General features: G+C 71.6%; 20 protein-coding genes. 9 read left to right on the top strand and 11 right to left on the bottom strand.

The annotated features are described in order from the left end of the window. Window positions 1–364: 364 nt before the first annotated feature. Complete coding sequence (locus OHT01_RS13980) at window positions 365–1,477, top strand: rhomboid-like protein (protein ID WP_328553477.1); 1,113 nt, start codon at window positions 365–367, stop codon at window positions 1,475–1,477. 163 nt (window positions 1,478–1,640) lie between these two features. Here the strand turns inward: OHT01_RS13980 and OHT01_RS13975 are convergent, their stop codons facing one another. Next, window positions 1,641–1,922: a hypothetical protein gene (locus OHT01_RS13975; protein WP_328553476.1), complete on the bottom strand. Its 282-nt coding sequence runs from the start codon at window positions 1,920–1,922 to the stop codon at window positions 1,641–1,643. Between the two features lie 373 nt (window positions 1,923–2,295). Between OHT01_RS13975 and lon the strand changes: the two genes are divergently transcribed. Further along, complete coding sequence (lon, locus tag OHT01_RS13970; protein ID WP_328553475.1) at window positions 2,296–4,710, top strand: endopeptidase La; 2,415 nt, start codon at window positions 2,296–2,298, stop codon at window positions 4,708–4,710. Between the two features lie 130 nt (window positions 4,711–4,840). Here the strand turns inward: lon and OHT01_RS13965 are convergent, their stop codons facing one another. After that, window positions 4,841–5,659, bottom strand: coding sequence for a lysozyme (locus OHT01_RS13965; RefSeq protein WP_328553474.1), 819 nt, complete (start codon window positions 5,657–5,659; stop codon window positions 4,841–4,843). Between the two features lie 298 nt (window positions 5,660–5,957). On the opposite strand from OHT01_RS13965, the gene OHT01_RS13960 reads away from it, so the two are divergent. Next, window positions 5,958–6,476, top strand: coding sequence for a MarR family winged helix-turn-helix transcriptional regulator (locus OHT01_RS13960; RefSeq protein ID WP_328553473.1), 519 nt, complete (start codon window positions 5,958–5,960; stop codon window positions 6,474–6,476). 81 nt (window positions 6,477–6,557) lie between these two features. Here the strand turns inward: OHT01_RS13960 and OHT01_RS13955 are convergent, their stop codons facing one another. After that, complete coding sequence (locus OHT01_RS13955; protein WP_328553472.1) at window positions 6,558–7,346, bottom strand: protein phosphatase 2C domain-containing protein; 789 nt, start codon at window positions 7,344–7,346, stop codon at window positions 6,558–6,560. Between the two features lie 368 nt (window positions 7,347–7,714). Between OHT01_RS13955 and OHT01_RS13950 the strand changes: the two genes are divergently transcribed. The 5 genes from OHT01_RS13950 to OHT01_RS13930 are packed head-to-tail and all read left to right on the top strand — an operon-like array spanning window position 7,715 to window position 13,996. Then, the gene (locus OHT01_RS13950) at window positions 7,715–11,185 is read left to right on the top strand and encodes a sensor histidine kinase (protein WP_328553471.1); all 3,471 of its coding nucleotides are present in this window, start codon (window positions 7,715–7,717) and stop codon (window positions 11,183–11,185) included. Further along, window positions 11,182–11,682: a roadblock/LC7 domain-containing protein gene (locus OHT01_RS13945; RefSeq protein ID WP_328553470.1), complete on the top strand. Its 501-nt coding sequence runs from the start codon at window positions 11,182–11,184 to the stop codon at window positions 11,680–11,682. The genes OHT01_RS13950 and OHT01_RS13945 overlap by 4 nt, the downstream gene beginning before the upstream one ends. Next, on the top strand, window positions 11,682–12,092 hold the full coding sequence (locus tag OHT01_RS13940) for a DUF742 domain-containing protein (protein WP_328553469.1): 411 nt from the start codon (window positions 11,682–11,684) through the stop codon (window positions 12,090–12,092). Before OHT01_RS13945 ends, OHT01_RS13940 begins: the two co-directional genes overlap by 1 nt. Further along, a complete protein-coding gene (locus OHT01_RS13935; protein ID WP_328553468.1) occupies window positions 12,073–12,711 on the top strand; it encodes a GTP-binding protein in 639 nt (212 codons plus the stop codon). The genes OHT01_RS13940 and OHT01_RS13935 overlap by 20 nt, the downstream gene beginning before the upstream one ends. 31 nt (window positions 12,712–12,742) lie before the next feature. After that, window positions 12,743–13,996, top strand: a complete 1,254-nt coding sequence (locus OHT01_RS13930) for a styrene monooxygenase/indole monooxygenase family protein (RefSeq protein WP_328553467.1) — start codon at window positions 12,743–12,745, stop codon at window positions 13,994–13,996. 117 nt (window positions 13,997–14,113) lie between these two features. On the opposite strand, the gene OHT01_RS13925 is transcribed toward OHT01_RS13930, so the two are convergent. The 4 genes from OHT01_RS13925 to OHT01_RS13910 form a co-directional block, all read right to left on the bottom strand. Then, window positions 14,114–15,265 (bottom strand): C40 family peptidase, encoded by a 1,152-nt coding sequence (locus OHT01_RS13925; RefSeq protein ID WP_328553466.1) that lies wholly within the window; start codon window positions 15,263–15,265, stop codon window positions 14,114–14,116. A gap of 109 nt (window positions 15,266–15,374) precedes the next feature. Then, window positions 15,375–15,695, bottom strand: a complete 321-nt coding sequence (locus tag OHT01_RS13920) for a hypothetical protein (RefSeq protein WP_405916130.1) — start codon at window positions 15,693–15,695, stop codon at window positions 15,375–15,377. A gap of 10 nt (window positions 15,696–15,705) precedes the next feature. Beyond that, complete coding sequence (locus OHT01_RS13915) at window positions 15,706–16,431, bottom strand: TetR/AcrR family transcriptional regulator (protein WP_328553464.1); 726 nt, start codon at window positions 16,429–16,431, stop codon at window positions 15,706–15,708. A 522-nt stretch (window positions 16,432–16,953) separates the two neighbouring features. Next, the gene (locus tag OHT01_RS13910; RefSeq protein WP_328553463.1) at window positions 16,954–17,883 is read right to left on the bottom strand and encodes an AurF N-oxygenase family protein; all 930 of its coding nucleotides are present in this window, start codon (window positions 17,881–17,883) and stop codon (window positions 16,954–16,956) included. Window positions 17,884–18,021: 138 nt separating this feature from the next. On the opposite strand from OHT01_RS13910, the gene OHT01_RS13905 reads away from it, so the two are divergent. Next, entirely contained in the window at window positions 18,022–19,128 is a 1,107-nt protein-coding gene (locus tag OHT01_RS13905; RefSeq protein ID WP_328553462.1) for a ferritin-like domain-containing protein, read from the top strand. Window positions 19,129–19,181: 53 nt separating this feature from the next. Here the strand turns inward: OHT01_RS13905 and OHT01_RS13900 are convergent, their stop codons facing one another. The 4 genes from OHT01_RS13900 to OHT01_RS13885 form a co-directional block, all read right to left on the bottom strand. Continuing rightward, window positions 19,182–19,658, bottom strand: coding sequence for a DUF3291 domain-containing protein (locus OHT01_RS13900; RefSeq protein ID WP_328553461.1), 477 nt, complete (start codon window positions 19,656–19,658; stop codon window positions 19,182–19,184). A 137-nt stretch (window positions 19,659–19,795) separates the two neighbouring features. Next, window positions 19,796–21,253: a penicillin-binding transpeptidase domain-containing protein gene (locus OHT01_RS13895; protein ID WP_328553460.1), complete on the bottom strand. Its 1,458-nt coding sequence runs from the start codon at window positions 21,251–21,253 to the stop codon at window positions 19,796–19,798. After that, window positions 21,250–22,626, bottom strand: coding sequence for an FtsW/RodA/SpoVE family cell cycle protein (locus tag OHT01_RS13890; protein WP_328553459.1), 1,377 nt, complete (start codon window positions 22,624–22,626; stop codon window positions 21,250–21,252). The genes OHT01_RS13895 and OHT01_RS13890 overlap by 4 nt, the downstream gene beginning before the upstream one ends. A 99-nt stretch (window positions 22,627–22,725) precedes the next feature. Beyond that, window positions 22,726–23,337, bottom strand: a complete 612-nt coding sequence (locus OHT01_RS13885; protein ID WP_328553458.1) for an SH3 domain-containing protein — start codon at window positions 23,335–23,337, stop codon at window positions 22,726–22,728. Between the last annotated feature and the right edge of the window lie 96 nt (window positions 23,338–23,433).

The following is a 23,433-nucleotide window of genomic DNA, read 5'->3' as shown; positions in this document are numbered from 1 at the left end:
TGGCACTTCGGCCGGTACGGGTCGCCGGAATTCCGGGGCCCGGGTCGGCGCGGCCCGGCCCCGCTGTCCGGGCCCTCCCCGCGCGGGGTGCGAGCGGGCCGCCGGGTCCGGCGATCCCAAGGGTGACGGCGGTCCGCGCGGGGTTGACGCGGTGGCGGACCGGGGATCTCCGGGGTGCGGGCCCCACGCCCCGGAGATCCCCGGTCCGGCCCGGCACCTCGGCCCCTCTCCTCTCTTCATCCCGGCCCTTCTCCTCTCCTCTCTTCTTGAGGAGTTGCTGAGAATCGCCCGGTGCGTGGCGCCGGTCATAGACAGCGACTCGGGGGACGCGAAGGGTGGGATGCGACGGAAGGAGCGCCGCACCGTGGACCGGAGCACCACCGAGCGAGCCGATACGCCCACCGGCCGAGCCGGTACGTCCACCGGGCCCGCGCCGGGCACGCCTCCCCCGAACCTCCCCGGAATGCCGCAGCAGCGCGAAGGCTCCACCTCGGCCCCCGCCCCGCCCGTCCCGTCCGCACCGACGACCACGTCGGCCCCCGCACCCGGTCCGGCGGCGGCGCCGGGATCGGCGGAGGCGGGCTGCACCCGGAACATGCGAGGTGCGGCGGCCGCGCCCAGGCCTTCCGGCCGGCCGGGATCGACGGACGTGCCCGGCCCCCGGGGCCTGCCGGGATCGGCGGGTGCGTCCGGGGCCGAAGCCGAAACCGAAACCGAAGCCGAAACCGAGGCCGGGGCCGAGGGCGGGCAGGTTCCCGCGGTCGGCTCCGCCTCGCGGGCTTTCCCCGGCCGGCTGGGGAGACTCCGTGTCGGGCGGCTGCTCCCGACTCCGCGCGGTACGCCCTTCACCTTCGGGTACGCGGTCGTCCTCGCCGCCGTCTCCGGCCTCGCCGGACACACGCGCCCCGCGGTCGTCCGCGCCCTGCACCAGGCGTCGAGTACGGACGTCGCGCACCTCGCGCGCCACCCCGTGCTCGTCCTGGTCGCGAGCGCGCTGTGGATCGTCGGGGGGATCGCCTCGCCGTACGCGATCGGATTCCTGCTCGTGCTGACCGCGCTGGAGCGCCGTACCGGCACGGCGTGGGCGGCCGGCGTCTTCCTGCTCGGGCATGTGGTGGCCACGCTGGCCACCGAGGTGCCGGTCGGAATGGCGGTGCTGGCGGGCGGACTGCCCGTCGGCTCCCTCCACCGGCTCGACTACGGCATCAGCTTCGGCGTCGCCGCGAGCGTCGGATCGCTCGCGGGACTCCTCTCTCCGTGGCTGCGCTGGCCGCTGCTGATCGGCTTCGGCTCGGTCCTCGCGGAGGACCTGATCCTCCTCACCGACCCCGTGACGGACGGGGGACACCTGATCGCGCTGGGGATCGGCATCGCGACCTGGCCGCTGGTCCGGCGGCAGCGGCAGCATCAGCAGCGGCATCGAGGCCACGAGTCGCGCCACCGGGACCGCCTGCCCGGGCCGGTCGCGCGGCCCTGAGCCGCCGGCTCCCTTACCGGAGGGGCTCTCCGGCCGGGCGACCGGGCAGCGGGCGCCGTGTCTTTCGCCCCGCCGACGGGAAGCGCCTCGGTTGGGCCGTCCGGGGGACCGGCCGCCGCGCGGGGCGCCACGGTCCGGTCCGGCGCGCGTGTCCGGGCGGCCGCTAGCGCGTCGACGACCCGTTCGGGGTGCCGGCCCCGGACTGCTGCCATGCCTGTACGCCCGCCAGGGACGCTTCCTTGGCCTGCCGCCACTTGATGACCGCCTGCTGGGTCGGAGGTACATCCATGGCGCGGACCATGCGCCGGCCCGCGGCGAACACGGCGGTGGCCGCGATGAACATTCCGGTGCACGCCACCACGGCGCCGGCCGCGGTGAGCAGGGCGCCGGTCCTGACGAGCCGGGTGTCGATGTCGATCGTGGACTGGGAGTGGTGATGGTTCATGACCACACCATCCAAGGCGAGTGGCCGCCCCGCATCCCGAGCGAGGGCTGAAGGGGCAGGACCACCCGAGTCGTGACGGGGTGCGGTCCGGTGCCGGGCGACGGGATGCCCGGTGACCGGAGCCGGGCGAGCTCCTCCGGCAGCACTCCGCCGACCGGCGGAGTGCTACCCGTCGCCCACCGGTCGTCCCGCATCGGTCGGGGCCCGACCCGACCGGCACCCGGCCTTCACCTCAGGGCGGCCGACCTGCGGCGATCCGTTCGGGGCCGGGAGATCGGAAGTGATCGCTCAGAGCGAACAGTCCCCGGGGAACATTGAGGGGCTCCCATGCATTGAGTCGACATAGCTCAACTTGAATGCCGAAGGGGAGATCATGGCTTCGACGTCCGCATCACTCACTTTGCCCGTGCTGCCGCTCGATGACGAGGTCGTGCTGCCCGGAATGGTCGTTCCGCTGGATCTGAACGACACCGACGTACGCGCCGCGGTGGAGGCCGCTCAGGCCGCTGCCCGTTCAACGCCCGGCAAGCCCCAGGTACTCCTGGTGCCGCGCATCGACGGGACCTACGCGAGCACCGGCGTGCTCGGCACCGTCGAACAGGTGGGCCGGCTGGCCGACGGCGACCCGGGCGCGCTGATCCGCGGGCGTGGGCGCGTGAAGGTCGGCGCGGGGACCACCGGTCCCGGTGCCGCCCTCTGGGTCGAGGGCACCCGGGTCGAGGAGACCGTGCCCGACCCCCTGCCCGGCCGGGTCGCCGACCTGGTGAAGGAGTACAAGGCCCTGGCCACGAGCTGGCTGCGCAAGCGCGCCGCCTGGCAGGTCGTCGACCGGGTGCAGCAGATCGACGACGTCTCCGCCCTCGCCGACAATTCCGGTTACTCACCGTTCCTTTCCGTCGAGCAGAAGGTCGAGCTGCTGGAGACCGCCGACCCGGTGGCCCGCCTGAAGCTCGCCACCGAGCAGCTTCGCGAGCACCTCGCCGAGCAGGATGTCGCCGAGTCGATCGCCAAGGACGTCCAGGAGGGCGTCGACAAGCAGCAGCGCGAGTTCCTGCTGCGCCGCCAGCTCGAAGCCGTACGCAAGGAGCTGCGCGACCTCAAGGGAGAGGACGGCGAGGACGAGTCCGACGACTACCGTGCCCGTGTCGAGGCCGCCGACCTTCCCGAGAGCGTCCGCGAGGCCGCCCTCAAGGAGGTCGAGAAGCTGGAGCGGTCCAGTGACCAGTCGCCCGAGGGCAGCTGGATCCGGACCTGGCTCGACACCGTCCTGGAGCTGCCGTGGAACGAGCGGACCGAGGACGCGTACGACATCAGGGGCGCCCAGTCCGTGCTCGACGCCGAGCACGCGGGTCTGGAGGACGTGAAGGAGCGCATCACCGAGTACCTGGCCGTGCGCAAGCGGCGCGCCGAGCGCGGCCTCGGAGTCGTCGGCGGCCGGCGCGGCGGTGCCGTGCTCGCGCTCGTCGGCCCGCCCGGCGTCGGCAAGACCTCGCTCGGCGAGTCCGTCGCGCACGCCATGGGCCGCAAGTTCGTCCGCGTCGCCCTCGGCGGTGTGCGGGACGAGGCCGAGATCCGCGGACACCGCCGTACGTACGTCGGCGCGCTGCCCGGCCGGATCGTGCGCGCCATCAAGGAGGCCGGGTCGATGAACCCGGTGGTCCTGCTCGACGAGATCGACAAGGTCGGCTCCGACTACCGGGGCGACCCGGCGGCCGCGCTGCTCGAAGTCCTCGACCCGGCGCAGAACCACACCTTCCGCGACCACTACCTGGAGGTCGAACTCGACCTCTCCGACGTGGTGTTCCTGGCCACGGCCAATGTCCTCGAAGCCATCCCGGAGGCCCTGCTCGACCGTATGGAGCTGGTCCGCCTCGACGGCTACACCGAGGACGAGAAGGTCGTCATCGCCCGGGACCACCTGCTGCCGCGCCAGCTGGAGCGGGCCGGCCTGGAGAAGGACGAGGTCGTCCTCGACGAGAGCGCCCTGCGCAGGCTCGCCGGGGAGTACACCCGGGAAGCGGGCGTGCGGAACCTGGAGCGGGGCATCGCGCGGCTGCTGCGCAAGGTCGCGGCCCAGCACGAACTGGGGCGCCGGGAGCTGCCGTTCACGGTGAAGGACACCGACCTGCGCGACCTCATCGGGCGTCCGCACCACGTGCCCGAGTCCGCCCAGGACCCGGCCGAGCGCCGTACGGCGGTGCCCGGTGTCGCCACCGGGCTGGCCGTCACGGGAGCGGGCGGTGACGTCCTCTACGTGGAGGCGTCGCTGGCCGACCCGGAGACGGGTGCCGCCGGTCTGACCCTCACCGGTCAACTGGGCGACGTGATGAAGGAGTCGGCGCAGATCGCGCTCTCCTTCCTGCGCTCGCACGGCGCGGAGCTCGAACTGCCCGTCGGCGACCTGAAGGACCGGGGTGTGCACATCCACTTCCCGGCGGGCGCCGTCCCCAAGGACGGCCCGAGCGCGGGCGTCACGATGACCACCGCCCTGGCCTCGCTCCTGTCCGGCCGGCTGGTCCGCACGGACGTGGCCATGACCGGTGAGGTGTCGCTGACCGGCCGTGTCCTGCCGATCGGAGGCGTGAAGCAGAAGCTGCTCGCCGCGCACCGGGCGGGTGTCACGACCGTGATCATCCCGAAGCGCAACGAGGCCGATCTGGACGATGTCCCGGCCGAGGTCCTGGAGAAGCTCGACGTCCACGCCGTCACGGACGTCCGTCAGGTCCTGGAGCTGGCACTGGCGCCGGCGACCAACGGCGCGGTGCCGGAGGTTTCGGTGGCCGCGTGACGGAGGTTGCCGGAAGGGAAGGCCCGGGTCCCGTGAGGGAGGCCCGGGCCTTCGCCGTACGACAGTTGTGCACGTCAGCGCGGTACGTCACTGCCGTACGGCATCGCGTACGGCAGCGAGGTGCCGGACCTCAGCCGGTGGCGAGCGCCTTGACGCGGTCCAGGGCGCCGTTGAACTTGTCGTGGTCCCCGACCGTCGGACCGGACGACGTGTACTGCCAGATCGTGTAGTACCCCCAGCCGGCCGGGAGCGTCCCGGGATCGGAGGCGTAGCGCGCGATCCACAGCGGGTTGGCGGAGGCGAAACCGCTGTAGTCGCCCGTGCACTGGGTCCACCAGCTTGCGGCCGTGTAGATCACCGCGTCACGACCGGTACGGGCCCTGTACTGGGTGAGGAAGCTGCTGATCCAGCTGACCATCGCGCTCTGTGTCTTGCCGTAGCAGGCGGCTCCGTACGGGTTCCACTCGATGTCGAGGGTGCCGGGCAGCGTCTTGCCGTCGCCCGACCAGCCGCCGCCGTGGTCCACGAAGTAGTTGGCCTGGGTGGCGCCGGTCGTGGTGTCCGGGGTCGCGAAGTGGTACGAGCCGCGGATCATGCCGACGTTGTACGCGCCGTTGTACTGCTGGGCGAAGTACGGGTTCGTGTAGTACGTCCCCTCGGTCGCCTTGGTGTAGGCCCATCTGACCCCGCTGCTCCACAGCGTCGACCAGGCGACGTTGCCCTGGTAGCCGGCGACGTCCACGCCTTCGGTCTGGGTGGCGTCACCGGTGGACGGCGTGCCGTCCTGGCCGTCGTGGGCGAGGACCCCCATGCCCATCCGGGCGGAGCCCCGGGCGGGGGTGTCGGCGGCGGAGGAGGGGAGGGAGGAGAGGAGGGAGAAGGCGGCGAGCAGGGTTCCTACCGCGAGCGCTCGCAGGCGGTGGGCCGTTCCGGATCTGTGCACGGGCATGTGCGTGCCTCCGAAGGGCGATGGAGCTCCGGGGCCCGGGGGAGCCCGATGGAGCTCGGTGGGGGGAGAACGCGGGCACGCGTGCCGAAGGGGGGATCAGGTCGTCCTTGACCTGGGGTGGCGTGCGCATGCCAGCAAATAAGTGTCTGATAAAGAAGCTACGCACGTAGACGACGACGTGGGAAGGGGGGCCGGAGGCTGCCGTTGGTCTACGCCTGCGAAATACTGGCGGAGCTGCGGCAACGGCGGGTTCTGGCAGAAACTTTCAGGATCGGGAAACCGAGTCAGGGGTGCTGACGTGCACGAGGACGGAAACGACGGCGGACGTCCGGTCGCATCCGACGTGTCGGGAAATGGTGTGGACCGCCCCGCGACGCGGGGCGGAGTGGAACGCGAGTTCCTCTCCCTGGAGCGCGAGTTGACCGTGTTCCTGCGCCGCGCCCGGGCCAGTCAGGGGGAGATGGCCCGCGAGGTCCATCCGGACCTGGAGTCCGCCGCGTACGGACTCCTCGTCCGTCTGGAGGAGTGCGGCCGCCAGCGCGCCACCGAGCTGGCCGCCTACATCGGCGTCGGCAAGGCCACGATGTCCCGGCAGTTGCGCGCCCTGGAGGAGTTGGGCCTGGTCGCGCGCGAACCCGATCCCGCCGACGGCCGTGCCTGGCTCGTCCACCTCACCGACGAGGGCCGCGGCCGCGTCAGCAGCGTCCGGGAGGCCCGCCGCGCCCGCTACGTCCGCCAACTCGCCCACTGGGACCAGGACGAGGTCGCCGAACTCGCCAGGCTGCTCCATCAGTTGAACCGCGGCATGGAGAAGTAACGCCCGCCCGGCGGCCGTCCGCGTCCCTTCTGGCGTCCGCATCCCTCCGGCGTCCGCCCCTCCTCCGTCGTCCGTCTCTCCTCAGAGCTCCGCGAACACCACCGTCGCGTCGTCGTGCGTCTTGCCCCGCCGCGGGCGCGACGGCTCCAGCGCGTCCGCCCGCTCCAGTGCCCGTACGCGCTCGACGAGCGCGGCGGAGCCCTCCTCGCGCACGAGCGCGAGCAGCCCGGCCCAGTCGCCCGCGTGGAACCTCTCCACCCACCGGGCGGCGCCGTCCGTGAGGGCCGCCAGCGCGCGGACGGAGGAACGGGGGAGCGTGCCCGTCACCGCGCGCGAGGCCACCGAGGGGTCCGCGGCTGCGGTGAAGAAGCCGCCCGCCTTGTTGCGGACCGTGCTGTCGACGACCGCGTCGGTGGCGAGCGAGCCGCGGGGGAGACGGGAGAGGCGGTCGTCCAGCAGGGCCCCGACCTCGCCGGCGGGGGATTCCACCAGTAGGACGGAGTCCGAGAGGACCAGGTACTCGACCTCGGACGCGGACCACCGGGCGAGGACCACGGTCGCCTGGGGCGTACGCGGGTGAGAAAGGTCACAGGTGTCGGCGTGTGCCGCCGCGACGCGGCGAATCGCGTGCGACAGGACATCGGCCAGAGGTAAATCCCCCTGCGAAACGGACAGTTCGGTCAGCGCTCCGCCCAGTCGCGCGGAGAACCAGGAGACCGGATGCCGGCAGCCGTAGTCGCCCTTGGGAGGTGTCACCCCGTCGAGCACGACCAGTGAACCGCCCTGTCCTGAAGCGGGTAGTCCGACCGATGCGAAGTCCTCATTGGGATGGCCCGGGTCTCCGGGCTCCGAGACGAGTTCAGTGCGCATTCCGCCAGTCTGCACGAGCCCTTCACAGGGCCCGCGAAAGGCCGGCGGAGATCGCTCGACGCGCGGACCGGCAGCTCAGCCGCCGGGTTTGGCATGGAATGATCGACTCCGGCAACGCGTGGCGGCGAATACTGCCAAAGCGCGTCCCCGACGTCCAACCGGCCCGCCGCGAGGGCCCGTCGCGAGCGCGCCGGGACTTGCCCGCCAACTCCCCTCCGATGTTCACTCCTTCGGGTGGCGGGTCAGATGATGCGGGACCACTGCCCACCGGCACTGGGAGGGTCGGGAGCCGTACCGGGCGGACGCCGCGATTGACGGGACGTCACCCGGGCCCCAAATGGGTACACGAGTCAGGAATGCGAGCACCGGTGCAGAAGACGCGGCCGAGGCGCACAGGCAAGAAGACGGCCTCCAACACCACAGAGGGTGGCGCCGTCGGCGACGCCACCGACTCCACAGGCCGGGGCAGGACCGCCCACGTACGCAACCGGCTGATCGTGGCCGTGGCGGTCGTCGCGGCCGCCATCGCCGGAGCCGGCGCGCCCACGGTGCTGTCCGCCTCGCAACAACTGAACGACTCCCAGAACCTGGTGACGCTCGCCCAGCGGACCCAGCAGGCGCTGACCCTCGCGCACTCGCTGGCCGACGAACGCGACGACGTCACCGCGTACGTCGCCGCCGGCCGGCCCAAGGCCAAGGCCCCCTCCGAGCAGCGCAGCGCCCTGGTCGACCGGCAGGTCGACGAGCTGCGCGCGGACGGGAACGCCCCCGCCGCGCTGCTCAAGGACCTGGACGGCATCGCCGCTCTGCGGCGAGCGGCGCTCACCGGCAAGAGCACCGCTCTCGCGGCGCACCGGTCGTACTCCGAGGCCATCACCGAACTCCACGCCCTCGCCGAGGACCTGGCCGACCGGATGCCGCCGCGCGCGGGCTCCGGCGCGCACGCCCTCGCCGAGCTGGACACCGCCGTCCAGCAGTCCGAGGCCGCCCGCGGACTGCTCCTCGCGGCCCTCGCCATCCCGCGCACCACCCAGACGGTCTACAACCCCGTCACCGGCCTGTCGACCACCACGAGCACCTCGTCGGACGCCGACATCAAGCAGCGCGACGCGCTGAGCGCCGCCGCCCAGCAGGCCCGCGTCCGCTCCGACGCGGTTCTCGCCGACTTCCGCGAGACCGCGCCCGATCAGGCCGTCTCGGTCTACGACTCCACGGTCACCGGCCCCGACGTCGGCTCCGCCGACCGGTACCTGGCGAACCTGACCGGGCAGCCGAAGCTCTCCGACTCGGCGCTCGGCACCAGCACCAAGAAGCTGGACGCCGCCCTGTCCGCCCGCATCGACCTGATGCGCGGCGCCGAGGCGTCCCTCAACGACCACCGCACCAAGGACATCGAGAAGCTGCGGGACGACGACGTCACCGCCCTGGAGCTCCGCGTCACCCTCCTCGGCGTCCTGATGCTCGTCGCGGCCGGCATGACGATGGCCATGGCCCGCTCCCTCACCCGGCCGCTCGCCGTCCTGCGCATCGGCTCGGCCCGGCTCGCCGCCGACCCGGGCTCCCAGGAACCGGTCAAGTTCACCGGCCGCAACGACGAGTTCGCCCAGGTCGTCCGCTCCGTCAACGCACTGCACGCGCACGCCGCCACGCTGCACGAGCGGCTCGGCACCCTCGAAGGCGACCGCAAGCACCTCATCGGCCAGCGTCAGCTCATGGCCGATGAGCGCGACAAGCTGCGCGGCGAACTCGCCGAGTCCGCCGCCCTCCTGGAGCAGGTGCGCGGCACCATCCACAGCACCTTCGTCAACCTCGCGCTGCGCACCCTCGGCCTCGTCGAGCGCCAGCTCGGCGTCATCGAGGGACTGGAGGAGCGGGAGCAGGACCCAGACCGCCTCTCCACCCTCTTCAAGCTCGACCACTTCGCCACCGTCATGCGGCGGCACAGCGAGAACCTGCTCGTCCTCGCGGGCGCCGAGCACGTCCAGCACCACGCGGGCCCGGTCCCGCTCGTCGATGTCGTACGGGCTTCGGTCAGCGAGATCGAGCGGTACGAGCGGGTGCGCATCGCCGCGCTGCCCCCGCACGCGCACATCGCCGGGTTCGCCGCCGACGACCTCAGCCACCTGGTCGCCGAACTCCTGGAGAACGCCACCTCGTTCTCGCCGCCCGACGTGCCCGTCGAGGTCTCCGGCTGGCTCCTGGAGAGCGGCGACGTGATGCTCTCCGTGCAGGACGAGGGCATCGGCATGACCGACGAGCGGATGCGCCATCTCAACGTCCGCCTCTCCGAGTTCGACCCCGAGGACACGTACGACCAGGAGAGCGGCGAGGGACTCGGGCTCGGCCTGTACGTGGTGGCCCGGCTCGCCCACCGGCACGGCGCACGGGTGAAGCTGCGCGAGCAGAAGCAGGGCGGGGTGGCCGCCGTGGTCGTCCTCCCGAAGGCGCTGCTCGCCGCCGCCCCCTCGTCCACCGTTCCCGCCGCCACCCGGGTGGTCGGCGGCGCCCCGGCGGTGGCCCTGCCCGGTGCCGACGCCGAGGCCAACTCCAACGTCCTGCGCGGCCGTTCGCTCCTCAGGGCCTCCGTGTCGGCCTCGGCCGGTGACGAGGACCCGCTGATCGCGGCGGCCCAGGCGGCCGTACGGGACGCCGCTCCCGACCCGCGGGTGGCGTCCGAGCAGAGCCCGGTCATCCCGGCCCCCCGCGAGGCCGAACCGGCCACCGAGCCGGAACCGGAACGCCTGTCCGAGACGACGATGGAGCTGTTGCTTCCGGAGCTCGCTCCGGACGCCCCCGCACCGGACGCCTTCGCACCGGCGGCCCCCACGTCGGACCACGCCGAGGCGGCGTCCGGTTCCACGGCGACGACGGCTGTGCCCGCTTCCACGGGAACGGCCACCGCACCCGGCGCAGCCGGAACGACTTCCGGCGGCGCGGCCGAGGCGGCTTCCAGCCCCGGCACACCGGCCGCGGAGCCGGCGCGGGCCACCGAGCCCGCGCCGACGACGGACCAGCCCGCTGGGAGTGTCGATGACTGGCCCGCAGGGGCTGGGACCGGCGAGCGCGCCGGGAGTGCCGACGACTGGCCCGCAGGGGCTGGTACTGGCGAGCCCGCTGGGAGTGTCGACGACCGGCCCGTAGGGACTGGGACCGGCGAGCGCGCCGGGAGTGCCGACGACTGGCCCGTAGGTACCGAGGAGCCCGCAGGGGCTGGGACCGGCGAGCCCGCTGGGAGTGCCGACGACTGGCCCGCCGGGGCTGGGACTGGTGAGCCCGCTGGGAGTGTCGATGACTGGCCCGCAGAGGCTGGGACTGGCGCCGGTGAGCCTGCTGGGGTCGTGGCCGATCCGGCCGCGGGGAGCGGTACCGACCTGCCCGCAGGTCCGGACGACACCCAGGCCGCCCACCCCCACCCCCACCCCCAGACCTCCCACTCCCACGCCCCCGACCCCTACGCCATCGGGCCCGACAGCCATGAGCGGGTGCCCGATGAGCATGCTCGGGTCACCGACAAGGGTCTGCCCAAGCGGACGCCGAAGATCTCCGCCCCCGCCGCCGCCCCGCGGCCCCGCGTGGGCGGCGTGGACGCCGATGCCCTGCGCCGCAGGCTCGGTGGGTTCCACCGGGGAGCGGTCGAGGGCCGCCGGGACGTGGAGGCCGAGATCGCCGACCGGACGGCGGAGACCCCCGCGCCCGACGGCGGACAGTCCCCGTCGGCACCCGCGCCGACCGTACCCGCACCCGCACACGCGCCCGCAGGACCCGCGCCCACCGCGCACCAGATCGACGCACAGGACGTGGAAGCATCGGGGGGCACAGTCGAGGAGGCAAGCAGTTGACCGCGACCAGTACCTTCGGCCTGAGCAGCGAAGCACGTAACCTGCACTGGCTGTTGACCAATCTCGTCGAGGAGGTGCCGGGCCTCCTGTCGGTCGCGGTCGTCTCCTCCGACGGCCTGCTGCTGCTCTCCTCGGACCCCGGCCGCAACGCCGAGGCGAGGACGGCGGACAGCACCAAGCGCACCGGCCCCAAGGGCTCCGCGGCGGACCTCGCCACCATCGTCTCCGGCATCGGCAGCCTCACCATCGGTGCCGCCAAGCTGATGGACGGCGGCGGCGTCAAGCAGACCATGGTCGCGATGGACGAGGGCAGCGTCTTCGTCATGGCGATCAGCGACGGTTCGCTGCTCGGAGTCCACGGCTCCCCGGACTGCGACATGAGCGTGGTGGCGTACCACATGGCGCTCTTCGTCGGCCGGGCAGGACATGTCCTGACCCCCGAACTGCGCATCGAGCTACGGAAATCGCTTGAGGCCGACGCTCACGGGAGTGCCTGATGACCGTGTCGAACGGCGTTCAGAAGCTCCCGGTCCGCGGCGGCGGCCGCAAGCCCGCCCGCGTACGCCCCTACTCGCTCACCGGCGGACGTACGCGCTTCGGCCACGTCCTGCTGGTGGAGACCTTCGTGGCCGCGCTGGAGGCCCCCGAGGCGCGCAAGGAGCTGACCAACAGCTCGTTGACGACTCGGGTCATGCCCGAGATGCGGGCCATCGTCGAGCTCTGCCGCCGGATGCGTACGGTGGCCGAGATCGCCGCTCTTCTCAGGATGCCGCTCGGAGTGGTCCGAGTGCTCTTGAGCGACCTGGCGGACCAGGGAAAGATCCGTGTGTACGGAACAGGTCACGGCCCGGGACAGCCGGACCGCGCTCTGCTGGAAAGGGTGCTGAGTGGACTCCGTCGTCTCTGACGCCGAACCTGGCGTCGCCCCCCTCCTCGACGATGAGGAGAATCTGCAGGCCTGGCAGACGGACCGCACGCGCGCGCCGATCGCCACGAAGATCGTGGTGGCGGGCGGCTTCGGCGTCGGCAAGACCACCCTCGTCACGTCCGTCTCGGAGATCACGCCTCTCCAGACGGAGGCGTTGATGACCCGGGCCAGTGAGGACACCGACGACCTCACGGCCACGCCGGAGAAACTGACCACGACCGTGGCCATGGACTTCGGCCGCATCACGCTCGACGACGACCTGGTGCTCTACCTCTTCGGTACGCCGGGCCAGCAGCGGTTCTGGTTCATGTGGGACGACCTGGTGCGTGGCGCGATCGGCGCGGTGGTCCTCGCCGACACCCGCCGTCTCTCGGACTGCTTCCCGGCGCTCGACTACTTCGAGAGCTGCGGACTTCCGTACATCGTCGCCGTCAACCACTTCGACGGCAGCGACGAGTTCGAGCCCGACGATGTGCGCGAAGCACTCACGGTGCCTTCACACATACCTGTCATGATCATGGACGCGCGCCGCCGGATCTCGGTCGTCGAGACCCTGCTCGCTCTGGTGGGCCACGCGCTCGAAGTCAGCCCCGAATAGGGACGCCTGAGTCCTAGGAGAAGCAACCCGCATGCGGAAGATACTCGTCGTCGGAGCCGGCCAGTCCGGACTCCAGCTCGCCCTCGGACTCCAGTCGCAGGGGTACGAGGTCACCCTGATGTCGAACCGGACGGCGGACGAGATCCGTTCCGGCCGGGTCATGTCGACGCAGTGCATGTTCGACACGGCGCTCCAGCACGAGCGCGATCTTCAGGTGAACTTCTGGGAGTCCCAGGCCCCGAAGATCCAAGGGCTCGGCGTCTCGGTCGCGGCCCCCGGTTCCTTCGACCCGGGGCCCTCGCAGCGCGTCATCGACTGGGTCGGCAAGCTCGACGGGTACGCGCAGTCGGTCGACCAGCGGGTCAAGATGGCGGGCTGGATGGAGACGTTCGCGCAGCGCGGCGGCCAACTGGTCATCCACGGCGCGGCGGTGTCCGACCTCGACTACTTCTCCCGCGCGTACGACCTGGTCCTCGTCTCGGCGGGCAAGGGCGAACTCGTCTCGATGTTCGGCCGTGACGCCGCCCGTTCCCCGTACACCGAGCCGCAGCGCGCCCTCGCGGTGGCCTACGTCCACGGCCTGGGCCCGCGCCCGGAGCACCCGGACTACGACGCGGTCCGCTGCAACCTGGTACCCGGCGTCGGTGAACTGTTCATCATGCCGACCCTCACCACCTCGGGCCGCGCGGACATCCTCTTCTGGGAGGGCATACCCGGCGGCCCGCTCGACGTCTTCAACGGCGTCAAGGACCCCGGCGAGCACCTCTCGCTGACCCTGGAGCTCATGGAGCGGTTCACGCCCTGGGAGTACGCGCGCGCCACCAACGTCGAACTGACCGACGCGGGCGGCACGTTGTCCGGGCGGTACGCCCCCACCGTCCGCAACCCGATCGGCCGGCTTCCCGGCGGTGGCCTGGTGCTCGGTGTCGCGGACGTCGTCGTGGCCAACGACCCGATCACCGGCCAGGGCTCCAACTCGGCCGCCAAGTGCGCCGCCGCCTACCTCTCCTCGATCGTCGAGCAGGGCGACAAGCCCTTCGACGAGGAGTGGATGCAGGCCACGTTCGACCGCTACTGGGACACCGCGCAGCACGTCACCAAGTGGACCAACGCGATGCTGGGCGTCCCGCCGGAGCACGTGCTCAACCTGATCGGCGCGGCGGGCCAACTCCCGCCCGTGGCCGACCGGTTCGCCAACGGCTTCAACAACCCGGCAGACTTCGAGAACTTCTTCTTCGAGCCCGGGAAGACGGCCGCCTACCTGGCGTCGGTCACCGGCGCCTGACGGGCGTCCGACGGAGGTTCCGCCGCCGTCGCAGTGCGCGAGAGGGGCGCCCCGCTGCCGAGCGGGACGCCCCTTCGCCATGTGCCACGCGACTCCCGCCCCCGCAGCGCCGACGTGTCAGCCGTCCGTGGGAGCGCCGGAGGCGTACCCCTCGTCGGTTCCCTCCGTGGCGCCCTCGGGGAGTTTCGGCGGTGTGTAGTGCCCGAGGGGCTTCCCGGCCGGGTCCGGACGCACCGCGCCGAGGAGGGGGTTGGCCGCGATGGGCGACACCTTGACCTTCGCCCCGGGGCGCGGAGCCTGGACCACCATTCCGCCGCCGAGGTAGATGGCGACGTGGGTGGCCTCGGGGAAGTAGATCACCAGATCGCCGGGACGCAGCCGGTCGAGCGGGACTTTCGGGAGCTGGGCCCACTGCTCCTGGCTGGTGCGGGGGATGGGCCGGCCGGCCCGGTCCCAGGCCTGGGACGTCAGCCCCGAGCAGTCGTAGGCCGCCGGCCCCTCCGCGCCCCACTCGTACGGCTTCCCGATCTGGTCGACGGCGTAGCTGAGTGCCTTCTCGCCCTCCGGCGACGGCGGCCGGACGCTGCTGAGCGCACCGGACGCCATGAACCTCTTCTGCGCCGTCGCCGTCCCCGACTTCTCGGCGCCGGCCAGCTCGGCGAGCTGATCCGCGGTCAGCGAGGCGAGCAGCCGCTGGACGTCGTCGAGCCGTTCGCGCACCTCGTCCCGCTCCTTCTTCTGCCGTCCGGCGAGGGAGAGTTGGCCGTCCAGAGCCTTTCGGGCGGCACGCGCGAGCACATCGGTCCTCTTCTCGCCGCCCGTCACCCGCCGCACGGTCGCGGCCCGCTCCAGCGACAACTGCCCGATCAGGTGTCCCTGGTCCAGGGCGTGCTGCGGATCGCGGGCGAGCAGCAGCTTCAGGTACGTGGAGAGGTCGTCGCTGCTCTGGTACTGCTGCCGGGCCAGCCGTCCCGCGGCTCCGCGGCTGTCCTCCAGCGAGAGGCGGGCCCTGGCGAGCCCGGCGTCGAGCCTGCTGACCTCCGCGCGCTGCTTCTTCAGTTTCTCGGCGGTCGCGTTGTACGTCTCGGTGGCGCGTTCGGCGTCGCGGTACAGCCGCTGAAGGTCCGTCAGCAGCGAGGAGACGGACCGCTGGGCCTCGGCCCCGGAACCCTGGCCGGGCTCCGGGTCGGCCGCGGCGGGTGTGGGCGAGAGCAGCATCCCGGCCGCCACCGCTCCCGTACACACCAGACGCAGAAGCCTTCCTGACACGTCATCACCTCCGGTACCGGGGTGGTCCGTCGACCACCCGTCTCGCACCGGCAGGATCGGCCCGAGGTGTCTCCCGCGCGCGCCGGGTGACCACTTCGGCCCAAGAAGGTCACTCGTCGGCGTGGCCGTCCGGCGTGGCGCCGCCGCTGCCCCGGCCCTTGTGCGTGCCCGGGGACCAGGGCAACGAGAACCGGCGTCCCGACGCCTCGCCCTCGGGGTCGTACTCGTACTTCCACCCCTGGTGGAGGCCGAGCCGCTTGCTGGTGGCCGCCTGGACACGCCGGTAGACCAGCACGCTGGGCTTGCCGCCGGCCGGGTCGGGCACCGGAATCCGGTAGATCTTCGGCGGGTGACCGGTGATGCCGAGCAGTACGGGCATGACGCGCCCGTCCAGCGGGCCGCCGAAAAAGGGGGTGTCTTCGCTCTTCACCGGACCAGTGTCACAGCAGGTGGGCCGCATCCCCGACAACCGGCAGCACCCGGCGCACGAGCGCCCCCACGATGCCGTCCGGGCTCTCCAGCGCGAGCGCGGCCCGGACCACCGCCGCGGTCTGCGGATCGCGCCCCGCGCTCGCCGCGAGAGCGGCCACGAACTGCTCGACGAGCCAGTCCCGCAGCTCGTCCAGCGGCGGCTCCTTGCCCTCGTCGAGCCAGATCAGCGAGGCGGCCTCCACGGCAGTGATCCACATGCGTACGGTCATCCGCAGCCGGGGCCCGGGATCCTTCACCACCAGATGGCCGAGGATGTGCTCCGCCGCGGCCCGGCGGACCCCGTCGACTATGGCGGTCGTCCGCGAGGTCTCGATGACGCTCCCGCCCTGCAGCAGCGCGCTGAATCCGGCGTCGTGCTGGTCCACGAAGGCGAGGTAGCGGTCGAGGGCCCGGGAGAGCCGTTCGGTGAGCGGCCCCTGCGGAGGCTCGGCGAAACAGTGTGTCAGCTCCTCGGCCGCGGACCGCAGGGCAGCCTCGTACAACTGCTGCTTGCCGCCCGGGAAATACCGGTACACGAGCGGCCGCGACACCCCGGCCGCCTCCGCCACGTCGTCCAGCGAGACCTCCTCGGGCACGCGCTGCGCGAACAGGGACAGCGCGGCTTCGAGCAGTTGACTGCGCCGCTCCTCGACACTGAGCCGACGATAGGCGGGGGTGGAAGCCTGCGAGGTCATGCCGGGCAGCGTAACCGCCCACCCGACCGCCCCCACCCGTACACCACACACCGGGAACCGCCTCCCCACCGGACACACCCCCGTACAACCGCGGACAAGAAGCAGCCCGCCCGACACCCAGGCCCCCACCCGGCCGCGGACGAGGAGGGACCCACCGGCACGCAAGCCCCACCCACCTGCGGCCGCCGAACAACGCGAGGGGCCGTGCCGGTACATCACATGCCCGCAGCCGGACGGATCACGACGGACGACCACAGGGAACGCCGGTCAGGATCCGTCCGGATGCGGGCGGATGTACCGGCGCGGCCCCGCCCCGCGCCACCCGGGCGCGCCCCCGACGGCGCGGCCTCTGCCCCGAGCCCGGAGCCGAGTCCGGAGCCGAGCCCCGAGCCGAGTCCGGCCCTGAGCCTCAGCCGAGTCCGGAGCCGAGTCCGGAGCCGAACCCGAGTCCGGAGCCGAACCGGAAACCGAAACCGAAACCGAAACCCTGCCGAACCCGACCCCGCCCGGCAGGGCCCCGCCTCAGGCCAGCAGCCCCGACGACTTCCACAGCCGCCGCCCCGCCCCCCGCAGCACCCCGATCTCGTCCAGGAAGTCGGTCAGCTTCTTCGCCCCGGTCTGCATCACGTCCCGCCGGTGCCCACTGGCCTTCACCTGGGCCAGCGCCTCCCGCTTGTCGAGCCCGACGTTCGTGTACACCTCGGGGTTGACGAAGGCCACCGAGAACACCCGGGCGAACTCGCCCGAGGTGATCCGGGTGAACTCCTGGGACCACCGCGGAGCGGTGAGCATCTGCCGCCGCAACTCCTCCCGGGCGTACCGGACATGCCGCGCCTCCTCCACCACGTGGATCCGCGTGACCCCCCGGACGAGGGTCTGCACCCGCTCGTCCGGGAACGTCAGCCGCTGCATCCAGTCGAGGATCTCCTCACCGAGCAGCGTGGCCGTGAAGGAACCCGGCGTGGTCGAGATGGTCTTGAAGACCCGCCCCAGATTGAGATGCGCCCGGCTCACCGGGTAGTACGGCGTACCCCCGCGGGTGATCAGCCGCGCGAACATCTTCGAGTGCCGGCACTCGTCCTCGATCTCGGTCAGCGCGTACCGCACATGCGCGCTCGTCGCCGCCTTGTCGTAGATGTGCCGCACCAGCAGCTGCATCAGGATGATCTCGAACCAGATGCCCAGCGAGGCCAGCGCGGCCGCCTCGTGCCGGGACAACGCGATCCGCTGCTCCTCGCCCATCTTCCGCCACAGCGGCGTGTCGTACAGCGACACCAGCTCGGGCGGCCAGAACCACTTGCCCTCCTCGAAGGGCGCGTCCCAGTCCAGCTCCTTGTCGGGGTCGAAGGAGTGCTTGGCGGAGGAGTCGAGGAGGCGCTCGGCCACCTGCTCCCGGTCCTTGAGCAGACCGAGCGCGTCACGGAGCACATCGGCCTCGGGCACCGTCGTCATGGCTGTTCCCACCTCGTCGTACCGGATCTCTATGGGTTACCGGCGGTCACCACTTATGAGACTGCTTGTCAGCAAGCCCGTCAATCCCCTGTGCCGGACTTGTTGACGGCGCGTCTACTCCGTGTGAGCCTGCGAAGTATGCCGACGCATGAGCTGTACGCCGCGGACTCGGGAGATCCTCTCTGGCAGATACCGGCCTCGGGGGCGGCCCGCTTCAGCTGGGAGTACGACGACGGTCGTGACCGGCTGCTGGCCCTCTACCAGAAGGGCAAGGACAAGCAGTGGGACGGCCAGAAGCGCATCGACTGGGGCCTGGAGGTCGATCCCCGTGATCCGCTCGGCACCCCCGACGAGGCGATGACCCTGTACGGCACCCCGTACTGGGCGAAGATGACCGACCGGGACAAGGGCGAACTGCGCAAGCACTACGCCTCCTGGCAGTTCAGCCAGTTCCTGCACGGCGAACAGGGCGCCATGATCTGCGCGGCGCGGATCGTCGAATCGGTCCCCGACCTGGACGCGAAGTTCTACTCGGCCACCCAGACCATGGACGAGGCCCGGCACGCGGAGGTCTACGCCCGCTTCCTGCACGAGAAGATCGGCATGGTCTACCCGATCAACGACAACCTCCAGTCCCTTCTGGGCGACACCCTGCGCGACTCCCGCTGGGACATGCCCTACCTGGGGATGCAGGTCCTGATCGAGGGACTGGCCCTGGCCGCCTTCGGGATGATCAGGGACACCACCGACAAGCCCCTGCCGAAGCAGCTCCTGGCCTACGTGATGCAGGACGAGGCACGCCATGTCGCCTTCGGCCGCATGGCCCTGCGCGACTACTACAAGCAGCTCTCCGACGCCGAACTGCGCGAGCGCGAGGAATTCGTCATCGAGGGCTGCTACTTGATGCGGGACAGGCTGCGCGGGGTCGAGGTGCTGGAGAACTTCGGTATCCCGAAGGCGCAGGCCGAGGAGTTCAGCGAGCAGTCCGAATTCCTGCACCTCTTCCGCCAGTTGCTGTTCAGCCGCATCGTCCCCTGCGTCAAGGACATCGGTCTGTGGGGTGAACGCCTTCAGCGGGCCTACGTCGACATGGGTGTCTTCGACATGGGCAACTCCAACCTGGACCTCCTGATGGCCCAGGACGAGGAGATCGCCGAACGGCTGGACTCCGAGCGGTTCGCGGCGGAGGAGCAGGAACGCGTGGCGGAGGTCGAGGAGATGATCGAGGAGGGGGCGGAGACGTAGCGGACGGGCCCCGGCGGTCGCGGCGGAACCGGGCGGCCCGGCACGGCGTCAGCTCAGGAGGCCCCCTCCACCGCCGCCGGCGGGAAGGACGTCCGCAGGGTGAACGCGTGCCGGGTGGGCCCGTGTTCCCGCAGGTGCAGCAGTCGGGACTCGGCCTCGGCGACCGTCGGCCGATGGCCGGCCGGGACCCACCACAGCGCGGTCACCGCCTCCTCCAGCCGCTCGAAGAAGTCGCGGCGCCGCGCCATCAGCTCACGGTGCCGGCCCTGGTACATGAACGCGGTCAGCGCGTTCGTGTCCCGCCACGTGGACATGTTGACCATCAGCCATGCGTCGCCGAGCACGCGAACGTCCGTGGCGTTGCCGGAGTCGCCCTGCAGACGCCAGACGAACCCGTCCGCCGCGTCGGCGACGGCGTTCACCGGGTCGAGCGCTTCGACGAAATCCTTCAACTGGGGTGAGTCCAGCGGTGCTTTGGGGCGGGCGATGTTGACCTGCGCGAGCTCGTACGACGCTGTCGACTCAGTCATGCCCGAACGCTAGGTCGGCGGGAGCCGCCCCCACACCCCCGTCTCACGCACTGAGAGGAACCCCCTCCCGCAGCCCCTCGCCCACGCCTCCTCGCCCACGCCTCCTCGCCCACGCCTCCTCGTCCTCGCCCACCCCCTCACGACCCCAGCACCGCCTCCATCACCGCCCGCGCGATCGGCCCCGCGAACCCGCCGCCGGTGATGTCCCCCCGCTGCGCCGCCGCGTCCTCGACGACGACCGCGACGGCCACCGCCGGCTCCGTGGAGTCGTCGGGGCGGGCCCAGGAGATGAACCAGGCGTACGGGGTACCGGAGTTGCCGATGCCGTGCTGGGCGGTGCCGGTCTTGCCGCCGACGGTGGCGCCGGGGATGGCGGCCACGGTTCCGGTTCCCTTCTCCACCACGTCGGTCATCAGCTCGCGCATGCGCTGCGCCGTCGAAGCGCTCATCGCCTGGTGGAGGGTGCGCGGGCCGGTCGTCGCCAATGTCCCGCCACCGTGTGCGGTCGTCCGCTCCACCAGATACGGCGTCCTGACCGAACCGTCGCCCGCGACGGCCGCCGAGATCATCGCCATCTGCAGCGGCGTCGCGCGGGTGTCGAACTGCCCGATGGAGGAGAGCGCCAACTGCGCTTTGTCGAGCCGCAGATCGAAGTTGCTGGGCGCCACCGAGAAGGGGATGCGCAGCTTGCGGTCGTTGAAACCGAAGCCCGCCGCCGTCCTGGTCATGTCGTCGAGCCCGATGTCCACACCCAGTTTCGCGAAGACCGTGTTGCAGGACCAGGTGAATGCGTAGCGCAGGGAGGCGTCCTCGCAGCCCTCGGTCTCGTTCGTGAGGCTCGTCGTGGTGCCGGGGAGCCGGTAGGGGTCCGGCGACATGGTGGGCGCGTCCACATCGTCCACGACACCCGAGTCCAGCGCCGCCGCCGCGGTCAGTACCTTGAACGTCGACCCCGGCGGATAGGTCTGCCGGATCGCCCGGTTGAGCATCGGCTTGTCGGCCTGCCCGTTCAGCCGTGCCCACGCCTCGGACGCGGCGGGCCCCGTCCCCGAGAGCAGCGCGGGATCGTACGACGGGGTGGAGACCAGGGCCAGGATCCGGCCGGTGGTCGGCTCGATCGCGGCGACCGCGCCACGGCGGGGGCCGAGCCCTTCGTAGGCCGCGCGCTGGGCCGCCGCGTTGAGGGTGGTGACGACCGTGCCGCCGGGGCTGCGGGCCCGGGTGAGGCCGTTCAGCAGGGGGAACGGCGCGAGCATCGGGTCGGCGCCGGAGAGGACGCCGTCCTCGGTGCCCTCCAGCAGTGTCGTCCCGTACAACTGCGAGGCGAAGCCGGTGACGGGCGCGTACAACGGGCCGTCCCGGTAGGTCCGTTCGTAGCGGAACTGCTCGCCGGTGTCCTTGGACCCGGTGACCGTCCGGCCGCCGACGACGATGTCGCCGCGCGGCTGGCCGTAACGGGCGATCGCCTGGCGGCGGTTGGCGGGGTTGTGGTCGTAGGACGGGGCCTGGACGACCTGGACGCGGACGGCGTTGACCAGGAGGGCGACCAGCAGCACGGCGCACAGTCCGATGGCCCGGCGGATGTACTTGGTCATGGCGCCGGTGTCCCGTCGTACTGACCGCGGGCGCAGTCGCTGATCCGGATCAGCAGGGCCACGATGATCCAGTTGGTGACGACCGAGGAGCCGCCCTGTGCGAGGAAGGGCATCGCCATGCCGGTCAGCGGGATCAGCCCGGTCACACCGCCCGCGATGACGAAGACCTGGAGGGCCACGATCGAGGCGAGCCCGATCGCGAGCAGCCGGCCGAAGGGGTCGCGCAGCGCCAGGCCCGCGCGGTAGCCGCGCTCCACGAGGAGGCCGTAGAGCAGGAAGATCGCGGACAGGCCGGCCAGTCCGAGCTCCTCGCCCGCGGTGGCCAGGATGAAGTCGGACTTGGCGGCGAACCCGATGAGGACCGAGTGGCCGAGCCCGAGGCCGGTGCCCAGCATCCCGCCGGCGGCGAACGCGAAGAGGGACTGGGCGAGTTGGTTGGGTCCCTGGCCCGCGGTGATCGACGCGAAGGGGTCCAGCCAGTCCTGCACCCGGCTGTGCACATGCGGTTCGAGCCGGCCGACGGCGACCGCGCCGAGGCAGGCCAGCAGCAGCCCGACCGCGATCCAGCCGGTGCGGCCGGTGGCGACGTACAGCAGGATCACGAACAGGCCGAAGAAGAGCAGCGAGGTGCCGAGGTCCCGCTCCAGGACCAGGACCAGCACGCTCAGCAGCCAGATCGCCACGATCGGGCCGAGTACGCGGCCGGTGGGTAGCTGGAGCCACCGGAACCGCCAGATCTGGCGGCCGCTGTAGGCGAGCGCGTTGCGGTTCGCGGCGAGGTAGCCGGCGAAGAAGACGGCGAGCAGCACCTTCGCGAACTCGCCCGGCTGGATGGAGAATCCGGCGATCCGGATCCAGATGCGGGCGCCGTTCACCGACGGGAAGAAGATCGGCAGGACGAGCAGGGCGAGTGCGCCGACCACCGAGACGTACGTGTAGCGCTGGAGGACACGGTGGTCGCGCAGGAAGAACACGACGACGATGAAGAACGCGACGCCGAGCGTGGACCAGATGAGCTGGATGGGTGCCGCCTGGTCGGCCGGCGTCTCAAGGTCGAGCCGGTAGATGAGCACCAGACCCAGCCCGTTGAGGAGGACGCCGATGGGCAGCAGCAGCGGATCGGCGTGCGGGGCCCTCAGGCGCACGGCGACATGGGCGAGGAGCGCGAGCACGCCGAGCCCGGCGCCGTAACCGGCGGCGCCGGGCGGGACGGTGCCGTGCTGGGCGAGACCCACGGCGCAGTAGCCGTACACGCAGAGCAGGACGGCGAGGACGATGAGGGTGAACTCGATGCCACGGCGCCTGGGCAGGCGTTCAGCGGGAGGGGCCGGGTCCGCCGCCACGGCCGTTCCGGACATTCCGGGCTGGATCATGTCCGGAACGTAGCAAGCGGGCGACCCGATGTCCCGTAGTGCGATGACGAACCGGCCGGTCCGGTTCGTCATCGTTCGCCGCTGTTCGTCACCGTGGTGTCAGCACCAGCGGGGCGAGGGGCCGATGTTGTCGATGTAGCGCGCGGCGCCCCAGGCCCAGGTGCCGTCCGTGAGGAGGTACCAGAGCGGGTTGCCCTCGACGGTCTGACCCGAGGTCTTGCAGAAGATGGAGACGATCTCGCCCTGTCGCGCCACCCGGATAAGCTGGCTGCCGCGGGTCGGGGAACTGCGCAGGGCCAGTCCGCCGCGGGCGGTGACCCTGCCCTTGTACAGGCGCGGGTCGTCCTGGCGGCCGTCGCCCCTGCCGTTCCCGTTCGCCTCCGGTTCCTGGCTGTCACCACCGCCACCGCCGCTGTTCCAGGTCTGGCCGTTCCCGCCACCGCCGTTGTTCCACGTCTGGCCGCCACCGCCACCGTTGTCGCTCGATGTCTGGCCGGTGCCGGTGCCGTTGCCGGTACCCCCGCCGCCGTTGCTCCAGGTGTGGCCGTTGCCGCCGCCACCGTTGCTCTGTGCCTGGCCGTCACCGCCCCCGTCTCCGCCGCCCCCGTTGCTCCACTGGTGGCCGTCGCTGCTTCCGGTGCCGCCCTCGCCGTCGGCGAGGGCGGGCGTCGCGCCGGCCAGGGCGACCAGGCTGCCGGCGGCTAGAGCCATACCGATTCGGGTGTATGTGGACCGCAGGGACATGGAGGGCTCCTCCGGAAAGGGGGCGAACCTGACTTATCGCCACATTAGGATCGTGAGCCTGGG

This window comes from Streptomyces sp. NBC_00358, from assembly GCF_036099295.1.
Lineage (GTDB): Bacteria > Actinomycetota > Actinomycetes > Streptomycetales > Streptomycetaceae > Streptomyces.
Note: the sequence above shows the minus strand (reverse complement) of the source record. Positions and strands in the feature narration are given on the sequence as shown.